Source organism: Chelativorans sp. ZYF759 (assembly GCF_012911015.1).
Classification (GTDB): Bacteria; Pseudomonadota; Alphaproteobacteria; order Rhizobiales; family Rhizobiaceae; genus ZYF759.
This window is the reverse complement of record NZ_WVVV01000002.1, coordinates 439,256-447,642: the sequence shown is the minus strand read 5'-3', so window position 1 is coordinate 447,642 and position 8,387 is coordinate 439,256. Positions and strand designations below refer to the sequence as shown.

General features: G+C 64.7%; 10 protein-coding genes. 4 read left to right on the top strand and 6 right to left on the bottom strand.

Features of this window, described 5'->3' with window-relative positions; translation table 11 throughout:
* The 4 genes from GRZ55_RS06105 to GRZ55_RS06090 form a co-directional block, all read right to left on the bottom strand.
* Positions 1 to 911: methyltetrahydrofolate cobalamin methyltransferase (locus GRZ55_RS06105; protein ID WP_169285997.1), on the bottom strand; the 911-nt coding region annotated here is incomplete at its 3' end.
* A gap of 81 nt (positions 912 to 992) precedes the next feature.
* Positions 993 to 1,295, bottom strand: a complete 303-nt coding sequence (locus GRZ55_RS06100; protein WP_169285996.1) for a virulence factor — start codon at positions 1,293 to 1,295, stop codon at positions 993 to 995.
* 110 nt (positions 1,296 to 1,405) lie between these two features.
* Positions 1,406 to 2,038, bottom strand: coding sequence for an exopolysaccharide biosynthesis protein (locus GRZ55_RS06095; protein WP_169285995.1), 633 nt, complete (start codon positions 2,036 to 2,038; stop codon positions 1,406 to 1,408).
* Positions 2,039 to 2,169: 131 nt separating this feature from the next.
* Positions 2,170 to 2,736, bottom strand: a complete 567-nt coding sequence (locus tag GRZ55_RS06090) for a DUF1638 domain-containing protein (protein WP_169285994.1) — start codon at positions 2,734 to 2,736, stop codon at positions 2,170 to 2,172.
* A 101-nt stretch (positions 2,737 to 2,837) separates the two neighbouring features.
* Here GRZ55_RS06090 and GRZ55_RS06085 point away from each other — a divergent pair, with 101 nt between their 5' ends.
* Positions 2,838 to 2,993 (top strand): entericidin, encoded by a 156-nt coding sequence (locus tag GRZ55_RS06085; RefSeq protein ID WP_169285993.1) that lies wholly within the window; start codon positions 2,838 to 2,840, stop codon positions 2,991 to 2,993.
* Between the two features lie 18 nt (positions 2,994 to 3,011).
* Here the strand turns inward: GRZ55_RS06085 and GRZ55_RS06080 are convergent, their stop codons facing one another.
* On the bottom strand, positions 3,012 to 3,713 hold the full coding sequence (locus tag GRZ55_RS06080; protein ID WP_169285992.1) for a B12-binding domain-containing protein: 702 nt from the start codon (positions 3,711 to 3,713) through the stop codon (positions 3,012 to 3,014).
* Between the two features lie 240 nt (positions 3,714 to 3,953).
* Here GRZ55_RS06080 and GRZ55_RS06075 point away from each other — a divergent pair, with 240 nt between their 5' ends.
* The 3 genes from GRZ55_RS06075 to GRZ55_RS06065 all read left to right on the top strand — a co-directional run bounded on the left by GRZ55_RS06075 (position 3,954) and on the right by GRZ55_RS06065 (position 7,289).
* Complete coding sequence (locus GRZ55_RS06075; RefSeq protein ID WP_169285991.1) at positions 3,954 to 5,528, top strand: trimethylamine methyltransferase family protein; 1,575 nt, start codon at positions 3,954 to 3,956, stop codon at positions 5,526 to 5,528.
* Positions 5,529 to 5,620: 92 nt separating this feature from the next.
* Positions 5,621 to 6,322, top strand: a complete 702-nt coding sequence (locus GRZ55_RS06070; protein WP_169286030.1) for a hypothetical protein — start codon at positions 5,621 to 5,623, stop codon at positions 6,320 to 6,322.
* 61 nt (positions 6,323 to 6,383) lie between these two features.
* Positions 6,384 to 7,289, top strand: coding sequence for an N-formylglutamate amidohydrolase (locus GRZ55_RS06065; RefSeq protein ID WP_169285990.1), 906 nt, complete (start codon positions 6,384 to 6,386; stop codon positions 7,287 to 7,289).
* Positions 7,290 to 7,304: 15 nt separating this feature from the next.
* Here the strand turns inward: GRZ55_RS06065 and GRZ55_RS06060 are convergent, their stop codons facing one another.
* Complete coding sequence (locus tag GRZ55_RS06060; RefSeq protein ID WP_246734534.1) at positions 7,305 to 8,270, bottom strand: glutaminase; 966 nt, start codon at positions 8,268 to 8,270, stop codon at positions 7,305 to 7,307.
* Between the last annotated feature and the right edge of the window lie 117 nt (positions 8,271 to 8,387).

Sequence of the window (8,387 nt, the reverse complement as noted above, 5' to 3'; positions counted from 1 at the left end):
GCATCGCCGCCGGCCGGGGCTGCCGCGGCAGGCGAGGCGCCGCCTTCGGCGGGTTTGTGGTCCTTGTAGGAGCGGATCCAGTTCATGCAGTCGCGGTCCATGCCGGCAAGCACGTTGGCCCCGCGCACCATTTCCATCTCCTGCGGGCGGCAGGGGTTCATGATGGCCGACGTCATGCCGGCGCCGATGACCATGGGGATGAAGGCCGCGTTGATGGCGTGGCGGTGCGGCAGGCCGAAGGAGATGTTCGACAGCCCGCAGGTGGTGTTGACCTTCAATTCGTTGCGGAGCCGATGGAGCAGGGCGAAAACCTGGCGGCCGGCATCGCCGAGCGCGCCGATCGGCATGACGAGCGGGTCGACGACGATGTCATGCGGCTTGATGCCGTAATCCATGGCGCGTTCGACGATCTTCTTGGCGACGGCGAAGCGTATGTCGGGGTCCATGGAAATGCCGGTCTCATCGTTGGAGATGGCGACCACGGGCACGTCGTATTTCTTGATCAGGGGCAGGATGGCCTCGAGCTTTTCCTCCTCGCCGGTGACGGAATTGACCAGCGGACGGCCGCGCGCGACCCTGAGTGCGGCCTCGATGGCGGCGGAGACGGAGGAATCGATCGACAGCGGCACGTCGACCAGGCCCTGCACGATCTCGATGGTCTGAACCAGCAGCGCGGGTTCGGTGGCGTTGGGATCGACGGCGGTCACACCGGCGTTGACGTCGAGAATGTCGGCGCCGGCGGCCACCTGTTCCAGCGCATCGCGGCGCACGGTGTCGAAATTGCCTTCCACCATCTCGGCGGCGAGCTTCTTGCGGCCGGTCGGGTTGATGCGCTCGCCGATGACGCGGAAGGGCTGATCGAAGCCGATGACGACCTCCTTGCGGGCCGAGGCGACGATGGTGCGGGTCATGTGGCGTTGCTCCATGGGGAAGGGTGAGTGCCCGGCTGGCGGGAAAGTTCAGTGAATATCGGCGCGCGGCCGGCCGGCCGTTCAGCCATCGAGGCGACCATCCGCCTGGACCAGGGCAACGAGACGGTCGCGGTCATATTCGGCGTCGATGGCGCTCATGGCGCGGTCCGCCTCGGCTTCGAGATCGTCGGATACCGGCAGCGCGTCGCCTCGGCGCCATTCGGCGAGATAGGCATCTGAATCGCGGGCGCCGACGCGCATGGCGCACATGTCGATGGCCTCGATGAAGCGCTTGGGCAGTTCACGCTTGGCGCTCGCCCGGCCCTTGCGGACGATGACCTGCGCGGGGATGTCGCGCCAGTAGACTATGGTGAGGTCGGCCATGGCAAAGCACCTGTGAAAAGCACGTGCCGACAATTGCCCTATGGGCCACCGCCCCGCTTGTTGGGGCACGACGCGCGGCAATTCAAAAGCGACGCGGCGCGCGGCAGGCTTCAGCCGAAGACCATGCCGGCCAAAACCGTTCCCGCGCCCACCACCGCGCCGATGATGGCAAGCGCCACGACCGCGATGCCGCAGCCGGCCGCCAGGCAAAGACCGTCACGCTCGCCTAGCGCCAGGCCGATCACGGCGACCGACAGGGAGGGAAGCCAGTTGCCGAGCGGGATGGGCAGCGTCACGGCAATCGCCATGACAAGGGCGATCAGGCCGATCGGCCGGTCGGCGGTGCCAGGAGCAAAGGGCCAGGAACGAGGGCGCACGAAGCGCTCCAGCCATTCGAGCAGGGGAATCAGCCGTTTTGCGGCCTTGCCGAAGCGCTGGGTTGAAATGCCCCGGGAGGTCAGCCATCGCGGTAGCCAGGGCGCTTCGTAACCGAGCGCCATCTGAAGAGCCACGAGCACCATCGGGGGACCGAGAATGAGGGTCGAGCCGATCGGCAGGGGCAGCAGGTTAAGTGCCGCAAAGAGGAGCAGCAGCGCCGCAAAGCTGCGGTCGCCCAGCGCATCGCGAATCTCGCCGATGCTGATGCTTGCTTCATCCCGTGCGGAAAGCTGCCGAAAGATAACCGACAGGCGGCGCGGAGGCGGCACCTGCTGGTCGTAAAGGGTGGGCAGCTTCTGATCCATGTTCGTCAAATTACATTGCATGCTGTTAGACGAACGTGAAAATCAACAAAATTTTCGGCGGTCCGCAGGGAGTGCGGAGGTGAACGCCCAGAAGTCGACAAAAGTTCGGCGGCCTGCCGCGCCCGATCGTCTCAGGGCTGCGGGCGCGTCGCGGCCAGCGCGGTGGCAAGGTCGCCATAGCCCGTGGCCCGGCGCTCATAAACGAGGCCGAGCATGGCCGCGGCGTCCTCGGCCACACGGTCGAGCGCGGGCTCGTCGGTCTGGGCCAGATAGACCAGCTTCTCGTAATTGCCGAAATAGTCGACGGCGAGCTCCGGGTGTCGGTCGAGACCGAGCGGACGGATGAAGAAGGCCTCGAAGTGGCGGCACAGGAAATCGGTCATGTAGAAGGCCCTCATGTCGCCGTCGGCCAGGGCCTCGAAGCGGTCCATCCCCTGGTAGAAGGCGAAGCAGTGCGGCCCGGCCATCCGTTCGACCCCGTGCTTCTCGCACACCTTGTCCAGCATGCCACCGGTGCCGCAATCAGCATAGCCGACGCGGATGTTCGTGTAGCCCTCGGCGCGCGCGCGGACGATGGCCTCATCCATGGCGGGGGCGATGCGCTCAGGGTGGAAATGAAGGTCGGCCGGCAGGCAGGTGAGTTCGAGGTGATCCAGACGCAAGCCGTCCCTGATCGCCAATATCTCCCGGGCGAGCATTCCGCACCCGATGACAAGAACTTTTTCGTGATTGGCGCGTTTAACCTGCGTCACAGTCAATCGCCCTGCCGGCTTGTTCCGGCGCACCAGGAGAAGTTGCCATGCTCACTTCATTGACACGCGTTGTCGTAATCCTTGCCATGGTCGGCTTCGCGGCCGGTTGCGCCAACACGATCCGCGGCGTTGGCCAGGACACCGCCCAGACCGTCGACGCGACGCAGCAGGCTGGGCGCAACGTCGCACGGTCCGCTCAGTAACCACGACGTGGCCTGCCGCTAGGACGCGGCGCCGCGCACATTGTGCTTGCGCTTCATGTATTCCTGCGCGGTTTCCACTGCTACTGCCGCGTCGCGGCAGTAGGCATCCGCTCCGACGGCCCGGCCGAATTCCTCGTTGAGGGGTGCTCCGCCGACCAGCACGACATAGTCGTCGCGGATGCCCTTTTCCTTCATCGTATCGATGACGACCTTCATGTAGGGCATGGTGGTGGTCAGGAGCGCCGACATACCGATAATATCCGGCTTGTGCTCCTCGATCGCCGCCAGATAGTTCTCGACCGGATTGTTGATGCCGAGATCGATGACGTCGAATCCCGCGCCTTCCATCATCATGCCGACAAGGTTCTTGCCGATGTCGTGAATGTCACCCTTGACGGTGCCGATGACCATCTTGCCCTGTTTGGGCGCGCCGGTCTCGATCAGCAGCGGCCGCAGGATGAACATGCCCGCCTTCATCGCATTGGCTGACAGAAGCACCTCGGGCACGAACAGGATGCCGTCGCGGAAATCCTCGCCCACGATGCGCATGCCTTCGACCAGTGCCTTTGTCAAAACGTCGTAAGGCGTCCAGCCGCGATCGAGCAGAATGCGCGTGCCTTCCTCGATCTCCTCCTTCAACCCGTCATAAAGGTCGTCGTGCATCTGCTGCACGAGATCGTCGTCGGCGAGTTCGGAGAGGACGATTTCATCATCAGACATTGCAGGCTCCTGATGTCCGCGAAGCGGCGTTGGACAGCAATTCATAGTCTGGCGCCCGATTGCGCCATAGCCGGAATGCGACGCCGGACAAAACGAAAACGACCGGCGCATACGACCTTGTTTCCGTGTCGATTTTGCGACACGTGCTGGCGTTGGCGGGCCGTTTCGCGCAAGGCTGTCGGCTACGATCCGCCGACGACCCGGCCAGGCGGGCCAAAACGATTCAGGGAATTGAGCGCCATGGACGACAGAACGTCACCCGAACAGGATGCGGGCGGAGCCCGACGCGGACGCGGATCGGCCGGTGGAGCGGCCGCACGGCGCGCCGCGCGCGGCGGCGGCGGCCCAGGCCAGTCGCTGACCTATATCCGACGGCTGATCAAGCCTTATGAAGTTCTCGACGAGGAAGGCATTTCGCTGATCGAGGCCAATGCCGACCGCGTTCTGGAGGAAATCGGGATCGAGTTCCGCGACGATGCCGAAGCGCTCGAGCTGTGGAAGGAGGCGGGAGCCGACATCAAGGGCGAGCGAGTGCATTTCCCGAAAGGGCTGTGCCGCGAATTGCTCAAGTCAGCGCCGGCCCAGTTCACGCAGCATGCGCGCAATCCCGCCAGGTCGGTCGAGATCGGCGGCGACAACACGGTCTTCGTGCCGGTCTACGGCCCGCCCTTCGTGCGCGATCTCGACGGCAACCGCCGCTATGCGACGCTGGAGGATTTCCGCAATTTCGTGAAGCTCGCCTACATGGCGCCCTCGATCCACCATTCGGGCGGCACGGTGTGCGAGCCGGTGGATGTGCCGGTGAACAAGCGCCATCTCGACATGGTGTTTTCCCACATGCGCTATTCCGACAAGCCGTTCATGGGATCCGTGACGGCGCCGGAGCGCGCCGAGGACACCGTGGAGATGTGCCGAATCCTGTTCGGCAAGGAGTTCGTCGACAACAATGCGGTCGTCGTCAACCTGATCAACGCGAATTCGCCGATGGTCTTCGACGAGACCATGCTGGGGGCGGCGAAGGTCTATGCGCGCGCCAACCAGGCAACCATCATCACGCCCTTCATCCTGGCGGGCGCGATGAGCCCGGTCACGGTCGCCGGCACGCTGACGCAGGTGCTGGCGGAGGTGCTCGCGGGGGCGGCCTTCACGCAGCTCGTGCGGCCCGGCGCGCCCGTGGTCTTCGGCACCTTCGCCTCCTCGATCTCGATGCAATCGGGAGCGCCGACCTTCGGTACACCGGAGCCTTCGCTGGTCTCCTTCGGGGCCGCGCAGCTGGCGCGACGGCTGAACCTGCCTTTCCGCACCGGCGGCTCGCTCTGCGCCTCGAAGATTCCCGATGCGCAGGCGGCCTATGAGAGCGCCAACACGCTCAACACGACGGTGCTCGCCGGCACGAACTTCGTTCTGCATGCCGCCGGCTGGCTCGAGGGCGGCCTGTCGGCCTGCTACGAGAAGTTCATGATGGACATCGACCAGCTCGGCATGCAGCAGAAGATGGCCGAGGGCGTCGACCTGTCGGAGAACGGCCAGGCGATGGACGCCATCGCGGAAGTCGGGCCGGGCAGCCACTATCTCGGCTGCAATCATACGCAGGCGAATTTCCAGACAGCCTTCTATCGTTCCTCGATCGCCGACAACAATTCCTTTGAGCAATGGCAGGCGGAAGGCGAAAAGCGCGCCGAGGAGCGCGCCAATCTGCTGGCGCGCAAATGGCTCGAAACCTACGAGGCACCGGATCTCGATCCAGGCATTCACGACGGGTTGCGCGACTTCATGGCCAAGAAGAAGGAGTCCATGCCCGACGCCTTCACCTGAAAAGGGCCCGCAAACGGCCGGGCTAAAGTGGCCGATATCATTCACAAGGAAGTCTGGCGCTCGGCATTCCGGGATCCGGACCAGAGCAAGTGATGGTTCAAGACGGCTCGCCAGGGGCGATCCGGACGGCGTTGGCGAAGCACGGACTCCGCCTGCGCGGCGGCATCGATTTCGGACCCGACGAACCTTTCGTCCAAGGACCGGGCGGACGCGCCGCAAGGTCGGTCCTGCTTGTCGGCAATGCCGGAGACGGCTTCTGGCCGCATTTTCAGCGTTGGGCGGCCACCCAGCCGGCGGCACTCGCCGACCCGCTTGACGCTTGGTCGCGGCTGGTGCTGGAGGCGGTCGCCGAGACGTGCGGCGCGCACGTAATCATGCCGAACGACAAACCCTTCGCTCCCTTCCAGCAATGGGCGATGCGGGCGGAAGGGATCAAACCGTCGCCTCTCGGCATCCTGATGCATCCCGAATTTGGTCTCTGGCATGCGTATCGGGGCGCCTTGCTGTTCGATCGGGCGCTGGCGGCCGAGGAGATGAACCAAGAGGCGCAGAAACCGATTCATCTCTGCGAGCTATGTGTCGGAAAACCCTGCCTGAATGCCTGTCCAGCAGGCGCATTCGGAGACCGGTTCGACCACGGGGCGTGCGGGGCCCATATCGCTTCGTCCAGGGGGCGGGGGTGCATGGAGGGCGGCTGCCTGGCGCGACATGCCTGTCCGCACCGCGCCTATCGCTATGGCGCGCCGTTCCAGGCCTTTCTCATGCGCGCCTTTCGCAAGGCCATCGCCGGCTAGGCCCGCGGGATGGGGAACCCGCCGCGGCAATCGGCGTTTGCCTTTCAAGGCAAGGGGAAGCATGTCCGAGAATACCGACCGCGCGGCGCGCGCAGCACTCGTCGAACTCGCAGAGCGGGAAGGAGCAGAACCCGTCAATGTCGCCAAGGGCGCAGGCGGTGTGCCGCTTGTCTTCGATTCCCCGCACAGCGGACGCTACTATCCGGAGGATTTCAGTTCGATCATCAGCCTGAGGTTGCTGCGCGAATATGAGGATCGCTTCGTCGACCTGCTGATCGAGGACGCGCAGAGCCACGGCGTGACGACGATCTCGGCCAACTTCCCGCGTGCCTATATCGACCCCAACCGGGCGTCCGACGATATCGACGAGGAGATGCTGGAGGCGGTCTGGCCGGATCCGCTCTCACCCACGCGTCATTCCAAGCAGGGCACCGGCCTGATCTTCCGGCGGATGCATGACGATGCCCATATCTATGACCGGCCCCTGACGGTGGAGGAGGTGCAGCGGCGCCTGGACGGTTGCTGGCGACCCTACCATGCCGCGCTGGAGGCCGCGATCGCGACAGCACAGGGCGAAGGCGGCGCTGTGTGGCACGTCAACTGGCATTCGATGCGGCCGGTGGGCGATGCCATGACGCCCGATCCCGGCCGCGAACGCGCCGATTTCGTTCTCGGCGACCTTCAAGGAAAGAGCTGCGAGCCGGCCTTCACGCGTTTCGTGGCGGAACGGCTGGAGGCCATGGGCTATTCGGTCGCCATCAACGATCCCTATCAGGGCGCCTATATCGTGGAGCGCCACGGGCGGCCGCGGCAAGGCCGGCACAGCCTGCAGATCGAGATCAATCGCGGACTCTACATGGATCTGGACACGCTGGAGAAGATCGAGCGCTTTTCGAACGTGCAGCGCGACATCGGGATGCTTGCCGGCGAGCTGGCCGGATGGACGAAAGCGCGCCTTGTGGACTGAGCCGGGCGCGACGCCCTAGTGCGACCGCGCGCCGAAGACCGACCAGTCCATCTCTTCCGACAGACGCGCCAGCGCCTCGGTGCCGAGCAGCGAGTTGCCGTAATCGTCGAGACCCGGCGCCCACACGCAGACTGAGGCCGTGTTCGGGACGACGGCGAGGATGCCGCCGCCGACACCGCTCTTGGCAGGCAGGCCGACGCGATAGGCGAATTCGCCCGAGCCGTCATATTGCCCGCAGGTCAGCATGAGCGCGTTGATGCGCCGGACGCGTCGCGCACGGCGCTTGGCGGCCTCGTCGTCGGAATCGGCGCGTTCAACCATGAGATAACGGCCCGCACGCGCGAGCTGGCGGGAGGACATGGTGATGGCGCACTGGTCGACATAGTCCTTCAACACGGCTTCGACGTCGTTCTCGAAATTGTCGAAATGCTTGGAGAGGTTGGCCATCGCGCGGTTGGCGAAGTTCGAGCCGCCTTCCGACTGCGCAACTTCATCGTCGATGCCAACTTCCTCGCCGTCGAGCAGCGAGTTGAGGAGGTCGCGCACATTGGTCTTGCCGCCATCGTCGCGTTCGGCCTTGTGGAGGAGATCATTGATGACCAGCGCGCCGGGATTGATGAAGGGATTGCGGGGGATGCCTTCGTGGCGCTCCAGGTCGACGATGGAATTGTAGGGGTCGCCGGAAGGCTCCTTGCCGACGCGCTCCCAGACCTTGCCGCTGAACATCTCGAGCGCGAGGGTCAGGGAGAAGACCTTGGAGATCGACTGGATGGTGAAGGGCGCATCCGCCTTGCCGGCGGTGACGGTGTCACCTTCGGCGGTGTGGATGGCGATGCCGAACTGGTGTGTGTCGATGCCCTGCATCTTGGGCGACAGGGAGGAGGGCTTGCCCCATTCCTCGGTTTCCATGAGGTCGTTGGCGATACGGTCGGCCACGGCGGACAGCTTCGCTATATCGGTCTTGCCGTTCTGATCGGTCAAAAGGGAGTCCCCTGGGTTGGTGAGGCAGGCAGACCCGGGCCGTTGGGATCGCGCTGGAGTGCCCGGGCCTGCCAGGCGGTCCTAAACTCGGGCGGGTCGCACAAGGCTTCCCGTGCC